The sequence below is a fragment of the Flavobacterium enshiense genome (genome assembly GCF_022836875.1).
Lineage (GTDB): Bacteria > Bacteroidota > Bacteroidia > Flavobacteriales > Flavobacteriaceae > Flavobacterium > Flavobacterium enshiense_A.
In genome coordinates, this window is sequence record NZ_CP090376.1 from 1,242,335 (window position 1) to 1,254,767 (window position 12,433).

Genomic DNA, 12,433 nt, shown 5'->3' on the forward strand with positions numbered 1-12,433 from the left:
CGGTTTCCGTCGGATGTCTTTTCCAAATAAAAAAACAGTAGTATTCTTTTTATAGGAATAGCTTACTTCTTAAAAATAAAATAGACGGCCAATACTAAAAAACAAAAGCCGATGACATGGTTCCACCGGAATTCTTCTTCTTTGAAAAATAATAAGGAGAAAATCACAAAAACAATTAAGGTGATAACTTCCTGTATGACTTTTAGCTGCAATAGTGAAAATGGGCCGCCGTTTCCATTAAAGCCTATCTTGTTTGCCGGTACCTGAAAGCAATATTCAAACAGGGCCAGTCCCCAGCTGATTAGGATAATAGTTATCAGTCCGGCATTTTCAAACCATTTCAGTTCTTTGAACTTCAAATGACCATACCAGGCTAATGTCATGAAAACATTGGATAGGATTAATAAACCAATAGTGAAAAAAGCCCTCATTATTTTTTAAACATTTTCATTAAAATTCCGAAAGCTCCGCGTATAAATGTAGCGCTGGTAACCACTTTAACAACCGATTTTCCAATTGCTTCGGTAGTGCTTGGTTCGTTTTTTCTTTGTTTTTCTTCGGCTTTGGCTGTTTCTTCTTCTTGAGCCTGTTGTGTGGCTTTTTCTATTTTGGCTGTCAGGATTTCGTAGGCACTTTCATTGTCGATTACCTGATTGTATTTTTTTGCTAACTTCGAATTGCTGATGATGGTGTTGATTTCATTATCGGATAAAATGTCCATTCTGCTCATTGGAGCGCGCATCATGCAGGCTACAAGCGGGGTGGGGATTCCTTTTTCGTTCAAAGCTGTAACGAAAGCTTCCCCGATTCCCAGTTGCGTGATCACATCTTCTGTTTTGTAATATTCGGATAATGGATAGTTTTCGGCCGTCATTTTTATCGCTTTTCTGTCGTTTGCCGTAAAAGCCCTAAGTGCATGTTGGATTTTCAGTCCTAATTGCGCCAAAACACCGGCAGGAACATCGGTTGGGTTTTGTGTGATAAAATAAACACCGATACCTTTAGAGCGAATTAGTTTTATGATGGTTTCGATTTGATCGAGCAAGGCTTCACTGGCTTGATCGAAAATCAGGTGGGCTTCGTCAATAAAAATAACCAATTCAGGTCTCTCAGCATCTCCAATTTCGGGCATTTGCTGATAAACCTCTGCTAATAAACTCAGCATGAATGTTGAGAATAATTTAGGTTTGTCTTGGATGTCCGTCAGACGAATGATGTTTACATAGCCGTTTCCGTTTTCGTCAATGCGCATCAAATCATCAATATCAAAAGAAAGTTCACCGAAGAACAAATCGGCGCCCTGTTGTTCGAGCTCGATGACCTTTCTAAGGATGGAACCCGTTGATGCTGTTGAAATCCGACCGTAATTTGCTTCAAACTCGTCTTTGCCTTCTTCCGTTGCGAATTGAAGTGTTTTTTTAAAGTCTTTCAGATCCAAAAGTGGTATCTTGTTGTCGTCACAATATTTGAAAATTACGGAAACAACTCCTCCTTGGGTGTCGTTCAGGTCTAAGATTCGGGAAAATAAGACAGGGCCGAATTCCGAAACAGTAGCCCGCAACCGGACTCCATTCTGTTCGGATATGGTCATTAATTCTACTGGACAGGCTTTGGGCTGGTAAGGAATACCAATCTTGGCATGGCGTTCGGTTATGAATGGTTTTTCTTCTCCGGCTGCCGCGATTCCCGAAAAGTCACCTTTGATATCCATCATCAGAACCGGAATTCCGTTGGAAGACAACTGTTCGGATAAGACCTGTATCGTTTTTGTTTTACCCGTTCCGGTGGCTCCTGCAATTAATCCATGGCGGTTAATTGTTTTTAAGGGAATTTTTATCGGTGTGTTTGGGATTGCTTCCCCATTTAAAATGGCACCGCCCAATGCAATGGATTCTCCTTTGCAGTTATAACCATTGTTGATTTCTTCTATAAATTTTTCTGCGGACATACTTTTCGTAAATTTGTAAGAATTGAACGAATTTAAACTAAATTCAAAGAGTAGTAAAACTAAAAAAAATAATAGTATTTGTTAGATAAAGATCGGAAAAAAACGAAAGCGTAAGAATAATATTGGTAATAAAACGTTATTATCTTTACATTAGCTTAACGATTGTATAGTAAAATCAAACTAATCGTGTCCTCAATGTTAAATAATTTGTCATTAGGCCTTAAAAAAAAACGATTTTATTTTTTTTATTACACTAAAAACATAAATTTGCGACTCTCATAAACAGATTTTGGCTTATGGGGCTATAGTTATAACAAAATTGAAAAACTAAAATTTAAAAAAATGACAAAAGTATCTAACGAAACTGTTGAAAAAGGAGCTAGCTCAAAAGGGACAAGCATGTTTGCTGCCTTTGCAATTGTAATCTGTTTATTGATTGGATTCCTAATCTGGAAATTCGTAATGGGGCATCCATCAAACTTTGAAAACGGAGACAATACAGGTCACCCACTACCAGGAAACTATTTAGGAATGGTTTATAAAGGAGGGTTTATCGTACCTGCGTTAATGGGATTGTTCTTAATGGCGGTAGTTTTCTCTTTTGAGAGATTCTTCGTTATCAGTAAAGCAGCTGGTAAAAACAATGTTGAGAAATTCGTTAAAAATGTACAGGTTTTAATCGGACAAGGAAAAATCGATGAGGCTATCGCTGAGTGCGATGCTCAACAAGGTTCAGTAGCTAACGTAGTTAGAGCTGGTTTGACTAAATATCAAGAAGTAAGAAGAGAAGGTTTTGATAGTGAAAAAGCAACTGAAACAATTCAAAAAGAAATTGACGAAGCTACTTCATTAGAGATGCCAATGTTGGAGAAAAACATGACGATCATTGCTACTTTGGTATCAATCGGTACGTTAATGGGATTATTGGGAACGGTATCGGGTATGATTAAAGCGTTCTCTGGATTAGCTGCTGCTGGTGCTCCTGACCAGGCTGCGTTAGCGACAGGTATCTCTGAGGCTCTTATTAATACAGCAACTGGTATTGGTACTTCTACGTTGTCAATCATCATGTATAACGTGTTTACATCTAAAATTGATAAATTAACTTACTCTATCGACGAGGCTGGTTTTGCTATCACGCAGGCTTACAGACGTTTGAAAGGTGGTCACGCAGCTTAATTACTGCGTACCGTTTTAGAGAGTTAATTATTAATTTGTTGCAGGTAAAAAGGTGATTTCGCCTTGTTTCCTCGTGACTAAAATCAAAAGAAAATGGCAAAAGTAAAAATGTCAAAACAGAGTACGAAGATTGATATGACGGCTATGTGTGACGTAGCGTTCTTATTGTTATCTTTCTTCGTAATGACATCTACAGCTAAAATACCTGAGCCACTTCCGGTTGATACGCCTGCGTCCACAGTGCAAACTAAATTACCGGATGCGGATTTAGTGACCATTACCGTTGGTAAGGAGAAAGTGTTCTTTGGTATGATTGGCCAGGATATTCGAAGAGATGCTTTGGGGAAGATAGCTGAAAAATATAAGGTTCAGTTCACCGAAGAGGAAACTAAACGTTTTTCTTTGATTGATGGATTCGGAGTTCCGGTTGGAAATTTGAATAAATTGATCAGTTTGACTGGTGAAGAGCGTAACAAAGAGGGACTACAGCCTGGTATTCCTTATGATTCAGTTGATAATCAGTTAAGAGAATGGGTTTTGGCAGCGCGTTATGCTACAAAAGAATTGCATAACACGGAGTTGAAAGTTGCTATCAAAGCAGATGGAAAAGAGGAGTATCCTACAGTTAAGAAAGTAATTGATATTCTTCAGAAACAAAAAATTAATAAGTTTTTCTTAGTCACTGGTTTACGAACTGATGATTTTTAATTAAAAAATACTGTAAAATGGCAGAATTAAATACCGGCGACGGCGGTGGCAAGAAAGGTCATATTAGAAGTAAGAAACAAAATGCGGGTGTCGATTTGACAGCGATGGTGGATTTGGCATTCCTTTTGATTACTTTCTTTATGCTTACTACGTCATTGTCTAAGCCTCAGTCCATGAATTTGGCAATGCCGGATAAAGACGAAACAAAAGAAACCCAAGATAAACTGGATGTTTCTGAAGACCGTACCTTAACTTTGCTGTTGGGTGAGAAAAACCAATTAGTATGGTATTACGGTTTACCGACTGCTCCAATTGAAGGACCTGAGAAAACCGGATACGGAAAAAATGGTATTCGTAAAGAGATATTGGAGAAAAAACAAACGGTTAAATCTAAATATGCGGGGCAGCCCAAAAAACAGGATTTGATTGTTTTGATTAAAGCTAGTAAAAAGTCTACGTACAGAAACTTAGTAGATGTTCTGGACGAGATGGCTATCGCAGATGTTAAAATCTATGCGATTGTGGATATAACACCAGAAGAAAACGCAATGTTGAAGAAAGAGGAAATCCTTTCGGAGTAATTTTTTTTCAAACATTTAAAAAGAAAAAGTCATGTCAAAATTAAACTTATTTAAGACAGAGTGGATTGATATAATCTTTGAAGGTCGTAATAAGGCGTATGGTGCTTATAAATTGCGTTCAGAGAGTCCTAAAACTACATCAAGAGCCCTTGTGATTGGTGCATTGTTGTTCGCTTCGGTTATTGCTGCTCCGGTAATTGAGAATATTATCAGTCAGCGATTGGCTAAAGATGAAAAGGAGAATATGGACAAGGTAATTGAAACAGCATTATTGCCACCGCCTCCACCAAAAGAAGATTTACCACCACCTCCACCGCCTGAACCACCTAAATCGGTTAACGATCAGGTGAAATTCCCACCACCTGAAGTAGTGAAAAAGGAATTGGTGCGTGATGAGGACCCACCTACAGTGGAAGATTTGAAAGAAGCAGATCCGGGACAAAAAGATGTTAAAGGAGATAAAAATGCTGAAATCGTTATCGACCAACCTACTGGTGAAGGTGATAAAGCTGCAGCTGTTGTCGAAGATGATAATAAGGTATATGTTGCGGTAGAAGTGCAGGCAGGACCTAACGGAGGTATGCCAGGTTTCTACAAAAAATTTGCAAGTTCCTTTAGTGCTCCGGAAGTTGATGAAGGAGTTTCTCAAATTCGTGTGATGTTAAGCTTCGTTGTTGAAAAAGACGGAAGTTTTACCGATGTGAAAGTATTGAGAGATCCTGGTTATGGTGCTGGAAAAGAAGCGATCCGCGTATTGAAAAGTATGCCTAACTGGAAACCGGCTATTCAAAATGGTCGTCCGGTAAGATCACAATTTACATTACCTATTACTATTCAGGTAGCACAGTAATATGAAAATATTTCACAATTTTAAACAGAAATCGCCACAACAGCGATTTCTGTTTGTTTTAGGCCTGGTCTTTTTAGGATTGTATGTGTTTTTAGGCTTAACTTTGTTTGTCTGGAAAAGTATGCCAGTGGAGATTTCCTATTCACGAAGAGTGATTTTAGGGGTGATATTAATTGTTTATGCAGCAATCCGTTTTATCCGTCTGCAACAATCTCAAGAGTAAATGAAAAAATATATTTCAATCGTTCTGCTTATACTACTTTTTTCAGCTTGTCAAAAAAACAAAGATAAAGCAACAGTAAAAGAAACAGCAGTTGCCGGATCGGCAACTATATTGGTCGATGAGACTATCTTTCCTATAATTGAGGATGTCGCCATTCTTTTTGAAGACCAGTACACAAGAACGAAAATCAATTTAGTGAGTAAATCTGAAACAGAGATACTGAATGCGATCAACAATAAAAAGGGTCAAATTGCCATAATGGCCAAGAGTCTTGATTCTTCAGAAATCAGTTATTTTAACAAGACCAAAAAAGTGTACCCTAAAATTACCGAGTTCGGAGTGGATGCCATAGCTTTTATCGGCAACAAAAAAAGATCCGATTCTACTTTGGTGTTAAATGACGTACTACGGTTTTTGAGAGGGGATGCCAATCCAAAAATAAAATCATTGGTTTTTGATAACCCTAATTCAAGTACTGTTAGGACACTAAAATCATTGGCAGGGATCAATGATTTACCAAAGCAAAATATATTTGCCTTGGACTCCAATAAAGAAGTGGTAAAGTACGTTAGTGAGAATGAAGGTGCTGTTGGGATATTAGGAATAAACTGGTTGTTACAGCCGACTTCGGATTTGGAGCCTTATACAAGTCAAGTTAAAGTGTTGGCCGTTGAGAATGTTAAAGTTAACGCAAAGGACAAGTTTATTAAACCGAATCAAAGTAATATTGCAGATGGCAGTTATCCTGTTACCCGTAAGTTGTATATGTTAAATTTTCAGGGGACAACCGGATTGGGCATGGGATTTGCTTCGTATCTTGCAGGTCAACAGGGACAACGGATTATTTTAAAATCCGGATTGGTCCCTACACATTTTCCTACCCGTCAGATAGCGGTAAGGGATAAAGTTGAATAGTAAAGAAATAACCATAAAAAAAAAGTATTTAGAAATGAAAAATGCTAAAGTTTTAAGTTTAATGTTGTCTGTACTTTCAACAGCAGTTTTTGCTCAGGATTTGGAACAGGCAAAAAAAGCTATTGATGCTGAACAATACGACAAAGCAAAAAAAATATTAAAAGGATTAGTAAAATCCAGTCCAGACAACGGAAAGAACTTCTTCTATTTAGGTGATGTGTACCTAAGAGAAGCTAAGGCTGATTCTGCGTCTATGACTTTTAACAAAGGATTGGCCGCTAAAGATAAAGGGACATTAAATTATATCGGTTTAGGGCAAATCGAACTGGATAATAATAAATCGGCTCAGGCTAATTTTGATAAAGCTTCTGCCAATATCAAGAAAAAGGATGTTGAGGAAATGTTGTTAATCGCCAAGGCCTACATTAATTCTGAAAACCCAGACTATAAAAAAGCTATCGAAATCATCAACAAAGCGATGTTGATCGATGATAAAAATCCTGGTGCCTATCTAGCGATGGGAGATGCACAGTATGGTAATAAAAATGCCGGTGAAGCTTTCCGTGCCTATGAATCGGCCTATGAATATGATAAATCCTTGTTGATTGCCCGTGTAAAATATGCGGCAATCCAAAAAGGAGCAAAAAATTTTACCGACGCTGCTAAATTACTGAACGAAGTTATAGCTAAAGATGCAAACTTTGGTCCTGCATACCGTGAATTGGCTGAAACGTATTATTTATGGGGAAGCAATGAACCGACAAAATACGATGAGTATGTTAAAAAGGCTTTGCAGTATTATGAAAAATACATGAGTTTAACTGGGTATTCGGTTGAATCTCGTATGCGTCACGCTGATTTCTTAATTGTGAATAAAGATTACAAAGCATTGGAAATCGAGGCTAATGAAATGAAAAAACTGGATAAAGTAAATCCGCGTATTCTACGTTACTTGGGTTATGCTGCTTACGAAAACGGAAACTATGCTGAAAGTTCAAAAGCAATGTCCGAATTTTTCGCCAAAGTTGAGCCAAAAAGAATCATAGCAAGAGATTACTTGTATCTAGGTTTGACAAAAATGGCCGAAGCTAAAAAAGCAGACGGTACTTACGACGAGAAAATCTTCAACGAAGGTGTTGTTGAATTGAACAAAGCGGTAGAAAAAGATCCGGTAATTGCAGCTGAATTAAATCCGCTTGGACAAAAAATGTTCAAAGAGAAATTATACAAAAACGCTACTAAATTATTCGAAGGGGCTGTAAAAAACCCAAAATCGAAAAATTACTTTGCGGATAATTTCTATTTAGGATATGCTTTGTATTTTGATTACGATCCGAAAACCTCTCCAAAAGACCAGTTGGTTAAGGCGGATGCGGCTTTCTCAAAAGTTATCGAATTGAACGCGGCAACACAAGATGCGCACTTGTTCAAAGCAAGAGCAAATGAGGCAATGGGAACACCGGAATCAGCAAAAGTGGCGTTGGCAGGTTATGAAGAGTATGTGAAATTGGTTAATGCTAAAGGAGATGCTGAAAAAGCAAAACCGGCCGTTAAGAAAAACCTAATCGAAGCCTATACTTTTGTTGGTGCTCATTATGCTAACAGCGCTGACAAAGCAAAAGCGATCGAAAACCTTGAAAAATTATTGGCAATCGATCCGGCTAATGCTTACGCTACCAAAACGTTAAAAGCACTTAAAGCTTAAAAAGCATAAAATAATGAAAAAGCCGATGACTAAAGTTGTCGGTTTTTTTTTTGGAGTGTCCCGATAGCTATCGGGAGGTCAGTGCCATTTTGAAGCCCTGTTCCTGCTGTCAGCTGTAGCCGACCCGTTAGAAAAAACGAGACGGAATGCCGCTTCCATCAGGGCTAGAAAGTGATGTTTTTGCCTACTTGCAAAGGGTTAGTTAAAAAGCTAACAATCTAATTTTCAAATTGCTTACCTTTGCAGACTATTTTTATATAAAATGCTTAAGAAAGAAATACAAATTGCGGTGGAAAAAGGAGAAATGCTGCCTTTAATGGAGGAGTTTTATACAATTCAGGGGGAAGGGTACCATACCGGTACAGCGGCTTATTTTATCCGAATCGGCGGTTGCGACGTTGGTTGCCATTGGTGCGACGTTAAAGAAAGCTGGAATGCCGAATTACACCCGCCAACAACCACGGACGTCATTGTGGCCAACGCTAAAAAATATGCGGAAACTGTTGTAGTTACAGGTGGAGAGCCTTTGACCTGGGACATGACAACTTTAACCTCAAAACTAAAAGAGCAAAATTTACGCGTGCATATTGAAAGTTCAGGTGCCTATCCGGTTACGGGAACATGGGATTGGTTCTGCCTTTCTCCAAAAAAGACTAAACTTCCGGTGGATGACGCCTATAAGATTGCACATGAGTTAAAGGTGATTATTCACAACAAGCACGATTTTATCTTCGCAGAAGAACAAGCGGCTAAAGTAAATGAAAATGCAATCCTGTTTTTACAGCCCGAGTGGAGTAAAAAAGAAGAGATGACCCCTTTAATCGTGGATTATGTTATGAATAATCCGAAATGGCGCGTATCTTTACAAACACATAAATATCTGAATATTCCTTAATATTTATAACTAACACAAAAACAATGAGAAAATTATTTTTAACTTTTGCACTTGTTTTAGCAGCGAACCTAGGCATGGCTCAAGCCAACGAAGCTTTCAAAAAAGACGTAATGAAAATGATTGAAACTACGGGTTCTGCTAACCAAATGAAAATTGCAAAAGACCAAATTTTGAAAATGGTCCCAAAAGAAAAACATGCTGTATTCCTTGTTGAATTCGAGTCGAGTTTACCGGCACTTTACGATAAATTGGCAGGAGTGTACATGGAAGTGTATACGCATGATGATGTTAAAGCTATTTTGAAATTCTATGAAACACCGTTAGGGAAAAAGATGACGGAGAAATCAGTAGTAATTACAGAGAAAAATATTGCTGCCAGTCAAGAATGGGCTATGGGATTACAGTCAATAGTGATGAAATACATGCAATAATAAATCTCAAAAAGAAATAAAAAAATCCCAAACTTTTACAGCTTGGGATTTTTTTATTTATAAAAACTTAGAGGTGCGTCAGTCTTGCCAGATAATCATAATGTTCGCCTTCCAAAATCAATTCACATTGTAACCCGTTGGCATAGGCTGCGTTCTGCAGGGTGTTGTAATCAATATACATCCAGTCAAACGGATCTTCCTTTTCACCTTTGTATGTAACGTTAAAGATCAATTCACCATAGTAGTCGATGTTACTCGGAATCCATTTTCCACCGTCTTCATCCTCATCGAACATGTAAATAATATCGGAGCTGTCTAATAAAATCTGACCGTTTTCATTCAACAGGGATTTTAGCTTCTGAAGAAACCCGGCAATTTTTTTAAGTTTTCCGCACATGCCTGCTCCGTTCATCATCAGTAAAATGGTGTCGAAGGTCTCGTTTTCAAGCTCCATCACATTTTGAACCCGGGCCTTTTTTACCCCGCGCAGTTCACAGGCTTTGATCCCGTTGGCGGAAATGTCAATAGCAGTAACATCCAGATTTTTTTCGTTCTGCAGATACAAGGCGTGACTTCCTGCGCCACAACCTACATCCAGAATTTTTCCTTTGGCTAAATCCAGTGCTTTTCGCTCTATTTTTGGCATTTCTTTGTAATTGCGAAACAAATAGGCAACGCTCATTTCGTCGGCTTCCGATATCGAAGTTTCGGTTATTAGGTCCTCGGGTGAGTTATTGGTTTGGTAATCCAGTATGGCTTTTCCAAAAAGGTCTTTCATTTTTTTAAGTTTAAATTTTGAAAGTCTAAACCTGAAAGTTGGTACTTTTGCAAAATAAATGTTTTGACATGTTAAAACCAACTTTATCGGAGCTTCCAAAGTTAGCCAAAGATAAGCATAACGAAAACAAAAAGTATTTCGATAAGCTGAAAAAGAAAACACCCAAGAATTTGGATTATGTTATGCAGGATTTGCACGACGCCGAATTTAAAAGAACCGACTGTTTAGAATGCGCCAATTGCTGTAAAACGACAGGCCCGCTTTTTACTTCGGCCGATATCGAGCGTATTGCAAAACATCTTAAGCAGAAACCACAACAGTTCATTGATCAATATCTTCGCATCGATGAAGATAATGACTATGTACTGCAAAGTGTACCCTGTACTTTTCTGGATGCCGAAAATTACTGTATGATTTATGATGTACGTCCGAAGGCCTGCCGTGAATTTCCGCATACCGACAGGAAGAAATTCCAGCAGATTTCAAATCTTACACTTAAAAACGTAGCCATTTGTCCTGCTGCTTACAATATTGTGGAAGAAATGAAAAAGAAGTTACCTTTGTAAAAAACAATCGAGATGGCCAAATTTCAACCAATCCGTCCAATGCTTTGGACCACCGAATTAAAAGAAACAATCGCTTTCTACGTTAATATTCTCGGTTTTACCTGCGGAGAATATAATGAAGACTGGGGATGGGCTTCCTTATATAAAGACGATGCCGAAATCATGTTGGCCAAACCCAATGAGCATACTCCGTTCGAAAAACCTGTTTTTACAGGTTCTTTTTATATTAATGTGGACAACGTGGAAGAAATTTGGGAAAAGCTGAAAGATAAATGCAACTTGTGCTACGAGATTGAAACTTTCGAATGGGGCATGCGCGAGTTTGCTGTTTACGACAACAACGGCTATTTACTGCAATTCGGACAAGAAGTTACCATATAAAAAAAGGCTGTCTTTTGGACAGCCTTTTTTATTCACTATATATAAGGTATGATTTTCGCATCAGCTTAAAATCGGCAATTCCTTTTTCCCAGCTTTTTCGGATTTCATTTTCCGAAATGCCAGTCTCAATTTGCTGCTGGAGTTTTTTGGTTCCTGCCAACTTAGTGAAAAAGTCATTATAGAAATTAGTTTTATCCGAAGTGGTCTGATAGGCTTTGATCAGCCATTTTAGTTCCAAACGTTTTGCTTTTTCAATTTTTGATAAATCTTCACCGTGGCATAGTTTTCCATTATGCATTGGGTCTTTGGCGCCTAAATTGGGACTCGGAGTGAAGTTGAAATCACCTTTAGGTAAAAAAGGCGACCCATAAATTTGAAACTGTTTGTCAGTTCCTCGTCCAACACTTACATTCGTTCCTTCAAATAAGCATAAACTCGCATATAGGTTAATGGCTTGGTCGTTTGGTAAATTCGGTGATGGTTTTACCGGCAGGCTATATTGTAGGGAATGCTTGTAGTTCAAACACGGAATCACTGTTAATACACAATGAACTCCATTTTTTAGCCATTTTTCACCGTTGATCATTTTAGCATATTCTCCAATTGTCATCCCGTGTAAAACCGGAATCGGATGCATGCCAACAAAACTGGCATATTCTTTTTCCAGGACGGGGCCGTCAATTATACCTCCGTTCGGGTTTGGTCGGTCCAAAACAATAAGAGGAATATTGTTTTCTGCACAGGCTTCCATTACATAATGCAACGAAGATATATAGGTGTAAAATCGTGCGCCAACATCCTGTAAGTCAAAAACCATGATATCGATTCCTGCAAGTTGTTCCGGTTTTGGCTTTTTGTTGCTGCCATAAAGCGAAATAATAGGTAAGCCTGTTTTGGTGTCCTTTCCGTCTTTGATTAATTCGCCGGCATCGGCAGTGCCTCTGAAACCATGTTCGGGAGCATAAATTTTCTGTACGCCGATTTTCTTTTCTAATAAAAAATCAACCAAATGGGTCTTGTCGGAAAGGATTCCGGTCTGGTTGGTTACAATGCCGACTTTTTTATCCTTCAACAAAGGTAAATAAGCATTGGAATTTTGAGCACCGGTTTGAATCTCGGAAGAGACCTTTGTTTTATCAATTCGATCGGAGTCGAGAACTTCGTCTTTTGTCTTTTGATGGTTATCTATCTTCTTGTTAATCGAATTTCCACAGGAAACTATCGACAAAACCAAGAATAAAACTGTATTTTTGAGGACTGAATTTGAAATCAT

15 protein-coding genes are annotated in these 12,433 nt (G+C 38.2%); 11 read left to right on the plus strand and 4 right to left on the minus strand.

Translation table 11 applies throughout. From position 1 onward, the window contains the following. Positions 1 to 62: 62 nt before the first annotated feature. Both LZF87_RS05600 and LZF87_RS05605 read right to left on the minus strand, forming a co-directional pair. Positions 63 to 431: a DMT family protein gene (locus tag LZF87_RS05600; RefSeq protein WP_244342715.1), complete on the minus strand. Its 369-nt coding sequence runs from the start codon at positions 429 to 431 to the stop codon at positions 63 to 65. Beyond that, the gene (locus LZF87_RS05605; RefSeq protein WP_244342729.1) at positions 431 to 1,948 is read right to left on the minus strand and encodes a helicase HerA-like domain-containing protein; all 1,518 of its coding nucleotides are present in this window, start codon (positions 1,946 to 1,948) and stop codon (positions 431 to 433) included. The genes LZF87_RS05600 and LZF87_RS05605 overlap by 1 nt, the downstream gene beginning before the upstream one ends. Before the next feature lie 342 nt (positions 1,949 to 2,290). Here LZF87_RS05605 and LZF87_RS05610 point away from each other — a divergent pair, with 342 nt between their 5' ends. From LZF87_RS05610 to LZF87_RS05650, 9 genes are all read left to right on the plus strand, one after another. Then, on the plus strand, positions 2,291 to 3,127 hold the full coding sequence (locus LZF87_RS05610; protein WP_023574571.1) for a MotA/TolQ/ExbB proton channel family protein: 837 nt from the start codon (positions 2,291 to 2,293) through the stop codon (positions 3,125 to 3,127). A 93-nt stretch (positions 3,128 to 3,220) separates the two neighbouring features. Further along, entirely contained in the window at positions 3,221 to 3,835 is a 615-nt protein-coding gene (locus tag LZF87_RS05615; RefSeq protein ID WP_244342745.1) for a biopolymer transporter ExbD, read from the plus strand. A gap of 17 nt (positions 3,836 to 3,852) precedes the next feature. Further along, entirely contained in the window at positions 3,853 to 4,416 is a 564-nt protein-coding gene (locus tag LZF87_RS05620; protein WP_244342775.1) for an ExbD/TolR family protein, read from the plus strand. 31 nt (positions 4,417 to 4,447) lie between these two features. Further along, entirely contained in the window at positions 4,448 to 5,266 is an 819-nt protein-coding gene (locus LZF87_RS05625; protein ID WP_244342790.1) for an energy transducer TonB, read from the plus strand. 1 nt (position 5,267) lies between these two features. After that, positions 5,268 to 5,489 carry a hypothetical protein gene (locus LZF87_RS05630; RefSeq protein ID WP_244342824.1) on the plus strand — a complete coding sequence of 74 codons (222 nt, stop codon included), beginning with the start codon at positions 5,268 to 5,270 and terminating at the stop codon, positions 5,487 to 5,489. Then, positions 5,490 to 6,404, plus strand: coding sequence for a PstS family phosphate ABC transporter substrate-binding protein (locus tag LZF87_RS05635; protein ID WP_244342825.1), 915 nt, complete (start codon positions 5,490 to 5,492; stop codon positions 6,402 to 6,404). Between the two features lie 34 nt (positions 6,405 to 6,438). Continuing rightward, entirely contained in the window at positions 6,439 to 8,109 is a 1,671-nt protein-coding gene (locus LZF87_RS05640; RefSeq protein WP_244342826.1) for a tetratricopeptide repeat protein, read from the plus strand. Between the two features lie 262 nt (positions 8,110 to 8,371). Continuing rightward, entirely contained in the window at positions 8,372 to 9,004 is a 633-nt protein-coding gene (locus tag LZF87_RS05645; protein WP_244342827.1) for a 7-carboxy-7-deazaguanine synthase QueE, read from the plus strand. 23 nt (positions 9,005 to 9,027) lie between these two features. Then, positions 9,028 to 9,435, plus strand: coding sequence for a DUF2059 domain-containing protein (locus tag LZF87_RS05650; protein ID WP_244342828.1), 408 nt, complete (start codon positions 9,028 to 9,030; stop codon positions 9,433 to 9,435). A gap of 67 nt (positions 9,436 to 9,502) precedes the next feature. Here LZF87_RS05650 and LZF87_RS05655 read toward each other — a convergent pair whose 3' ends face one another. After that, entirely contained in the window at positions 9,503 to 10,213 is a 711-nt protein-coding gene (locus LZF87_RS05655) for a class I SAM-dependent methyltransferase (RefSeq protein ID WP_244342829.1), read from the minus strand. Between the two features lie 68 nt (positions 10,214 to 10,281). Between LZF87_RS05655 and LZF87_RS05660 the strand changes: the two genes are divergently transcribed. Both LZF87_RS05660 and LZF87_RS05665 read left to right on the plus strand, forming a co-directional pair. Continuing rightward, complete coding sequence (locus tag LZF87_RS05660; RefSeq protein WP_244342830.1) at positions 10,282 to 10,779, plus strand: YkgJ family cysteine cluster protein; 498 nt, start codon at positions 10,282 to 10,284, stop codon at positions 10,777 to 10,779. Positions 10,780 to 10,791: 12 nt separating this feature from the next. Then, on the plus strand, positions 10,792 to 11,160 hold the full coding sequence (locus LZF87_RS05665) for a bleomycin resistance protein (RefSeq protein WP_244342832.1): 369 nt from the start codon (positions 10,792 to 10,794) through the stop codon (positions 11,158 to 11,160). Between the two features lie 28 nt (positions 11,161 to 11,188). On the opposite strand, the gene LZF87_RS05670 is transcribed toward LZF87_RS05665, so the two are convergent. After that, a complete protein-coding gene (locus LZF87_RS05670) occupies positions 11,189 to 12,433 on the minus strand; it encodes an exo-beta-N-acetylmuramidase NamZ family protein (RefSeq protein WP_244342833.1) in 1,245 nt (414 codons plus the stop codon).

Excerpts from the sequence above, each read along its gene's own strand:
- LZF87_RS05645 (WP_244342827.1), top strand. The coding sequence starts at position 8,372 with ATGCTTAAGAAAGAAATACAAATTGCGGTGGAAAAAGGAGAAATGCTG.
- LZF87_RS05615 (WP_244342745.1), top strand. The coding sequence starts at position 3,221 with ATGGCAAAAGTAAAAATGTCAAAACAGAGTACGAAGATTGATATGACG.
- LZF87_RS05605 (WP_244342729.1), bottom strand. The coding sequence starts at position 1,948 with ATGTCCGCAGAAAAATTTATAGAAGAAATCAACAATGGTTATAACTGC.
- LZF87_RS05635 (WP_244342825.1), top strand. The coding sequence starts at position 5,490 with ATGAAAAAATATATTTCAATCGTTCTGCTTATACTACTTTTTTCAGCT.
- LZF87_RS05600 (WP_244342715.1), bottom strand. The coding sequence starts at position 431 with ATGAGGGCTTTTTTCACTATTGGTTTATTAATCCTATCCAATGTTTTC.
- LZF87_RS05660 (WP_244342830.1), top strand. The coding sequence starts at position 10,282 with ATGTTAAAACCAACTTTATCGGAGCTTCCAAAGTTAGCCAAAGATAAG.
- LZF87_RS05650 (WP_244342828.1), top strand. The coding sequence starts at position 9,028 with ATGAGAAAATTATTTTTAACTTTTGCACTTGTTTTAGCAGCGAACCTA.
- LZF87_RS05640 (WP_244342826.1), top strand. The coding sequence starts at position 6,439 with ATGAAAAATGCTAAAGTTTTAAGTTTAATGTTGTCTGTACTTTCAACA.
- LZF87_RS05655 (WP_244342829.1), bottom strand. The coding sequence starts at position 10,213 with ATGAAAGACCTTTTTGGAAAAGCCATACTGGATTACCAAACCAATAAC.
- LZF87_RS05670 (WP_244342833.1), bottom strand. The coding sequence starts at position 12,433 with ATGATTTCAAATTCAGTCCTCAAAAATACAGTTTTATTCTTGGTTTTG.
- LZF87_RS05625 (WP_244342790.1), top strand. The coding sequence starts at position 4,448 with ATGTCAAAATTAAACTTATTTAAGACAGAGTGGATTGATATAATCTTT.
- LZF87_RS05620 (WP_244342775.1), top strand. The coding sequence starts at position 3,853 with ATGGCAGAATTAAATACCGGCGACGGCGGTGGCAAGAAAGGTCATATT.
- LZF87_RS05610 (WP_023574571.1), top strand. The coding sequence starts at position 2,291 with ATGACAAAAGTATCTAACGAAACTGTTGAAAAAGGAGCTAGCTCAAAA.
- LZF87_RS05665 (WP_244342832.1), top strand. The coding sequence starts at position 10,792 with ATGGCCAAATTTCAACCAATCCGTCCAATGCTTTGGACCACCGAATTA.
- LZF87_RS05630 (WP_244342824.1), top strand. The coding sequence starts at position 5,268 with ATGAAAATATTTCACAATTTTAAACAGAAATCGCCACAACAGCGATTT.